Genomic DNA, 2128 nt, shown 5'->3' with positions numbered 1-2128 from the left:
CAGGCAAGATGCCTGTTTTATAGAGGTTTGGATCAATCTAATCAATTATATCATGTCCGGTAGCATCGGTATTGTATAGCAAAGGTAGGGAACAGGGAACAGGGAGGAGGGAGGAGGGAGGAGGGAACACTTAACTGGCAGGAATACTTAAGAGCCAGAAAAAAAACTTAAATTTCGGGTAAAATTCACCCTTGAGTTTACACCAACGATACCAGCGGACATGATATTAGAGCATTTTGAAAAAAGAATGTTACGAATAGTAAGAGCGATAAAAATAATTTTCAGGAGACATCCATTTGACAAAAAAGATAATTTACAACCTAAAAAGTGGTATTTCAGCCATCCATTCTGACTCCTGACTCCTGACTCCTGACTACTAAAAAATCTCCCAGTTATTTGTAGCAAACATTTATCAAAATGGTATTACAGGTTTTAGTTTTTCCTTTTCAGTTGTTAATTTTTTCGGCACCATAACTGCTAAAGCTAAAGGAACTACCTGAAAATGAGCTGGAGTATAAGTAACAATTTCTCCATCAGTATTAATAGGACGAGGTTTGCGAGTATAAACACTAATTACGGAACCAGAGAGGGAACGAAAACCAAAACTTTCTTGATATTTTCCTTGCCATATAGCAGGTAACATACCAATAAATTGCCAACAATATTTCACTTCTAGACTGTATAAATCTAACCTTTGGTCATCAATTGTAGCGTCGTGAGCAATAGTCATTCCACCTCCATAATGTTTGCCATTTCCTACAGCAACTTGTAAAGTCTTGACTATTTTTGATTCACCATTACAACTAATTTCTGCTGTAAAAGGGCGACTTTGTAAAATCATTTTACTGGCAGTAATAGCATAAGCTAAGACACCCCAGCGACGCTTTGCTTCTTTAGTTAAATTATTAGTAATATCTACACTTAATCCGATACTGGCAACATTGAAAAAATATTTACCATTAACTACACCTAAATCTATATAACGTTTTTTGCCAGTAGCGATCGCTTGACAAGCTTCAAATAGAGAAACAGGAATTCCTAAAGTTCTAGCTAGATCGTTAGCTGTTCCTAATGGTAAAATTCCCAAGGGTAAACCTGTTTCGACTAGAGCATCGACGGCTAAATTTAATGTGCCATCCCCACCACCAATAATTATTAGATTTACCTGGTTTTTATACTCTTGAATAAAATGGTTAAAATCCTGGGGAGATTCAGTTTCTTTACAGATAATCTCTAAGCCAAAATCTTGTAAATAAGTTAAGACTAAGTGTAAACTTTGAGAAACTTTTCTGGCGTGAGGATTAACTAATAAAAGAGCTTTTTTTGATTCTATCTTATCTGAGTTCATGAGGAATATTGATTATTAATATAGGGGGTTTCATATTAATTAAATACAGTCTTTTTATATTTTTATGAAAATATATTGCCAGTTGCCTTTTGTCTACAACTGCTAGGAATTATATTATTTTTTGGAGATACATTCAATAATGGATAATGGATAATGGATAATGGATAATGGATAATTACCTCTCCCTTTTAGGGAGAGGATTGACTAAAAGGAAAAAATTTATTTTCTTCCCCTTGAAAGGGGAGGCTTTAAACCTGAATTATCTAATTATTTAATTGTTTAATTGTTTCGGTAAATTGCGTACTAATGGGGTAGAACTGATGATCGAGAATATTTTTTGCTTCTATATCGGCTTTGTTGAATGAAAGTATATAGCTGCCGCACTTGCTCCGGGTATGTACTTCATCAACGGGGGGAAACTGCTGTAACTATTGGACAATAGATACATCAAATATCAATCTTTGAAATAAAAAGACTAAAACCTTTACAGGCAAAAGTTTTGAGATTCGATCTGCCTGCCCTAACTATTGGACAATAGATAAATAGAACACCAATAATCGCGATTGCTGTCTTTCGCTTTCTCAGCAGAGCAATAACTATTGGACAATAGATCAATGGAACATCAATAATCGGGAAAAAGAGCGATATAGCTGACGAATGAATGTTCTACGCTACTTTCATGCAACAAAGCTTTCTATAGCTATTCCCTCCATACCTGTTCCCTCCATACCTGTTTCCTAAATAGGGCTTGCTGATTAAATCTAAAAGTATTGACATTAA

The 2128-nt window shown here is 35.0% G+C and carries 1 protein-coding gene; it reads right to left on the bottom strand.

What is annotated here, in order from left to right; genetic code table 11:
• Positions 1-412: 412 nt before the first annotated feature.
• Positions 413-1348, bottom strand: a complete 936-nt coding sequence (locus F6K40_RS39865; protein ID WP_293145757.1) for a lipid kinase — start codon at positions 1346-1348, stop codon at positions 413-415.
• Positions 1349-2128: the final 780 nt, after the last annotated feature.

This window comes from Okeania sp. SIO3I5 (assembly GCF_010672085.1).
In the GTDB taxonomy this organism is placed as follows: Bacteria; Cyanobacteriota; Cyanobacteriia; order Cyanobacteriales; family Microcoleaceae; genus Trichodesmium.
Note: the sequence above shows the minus strand (reverse complement) of the source record. Positions and strands in the feature narration are given on the sequence as shown.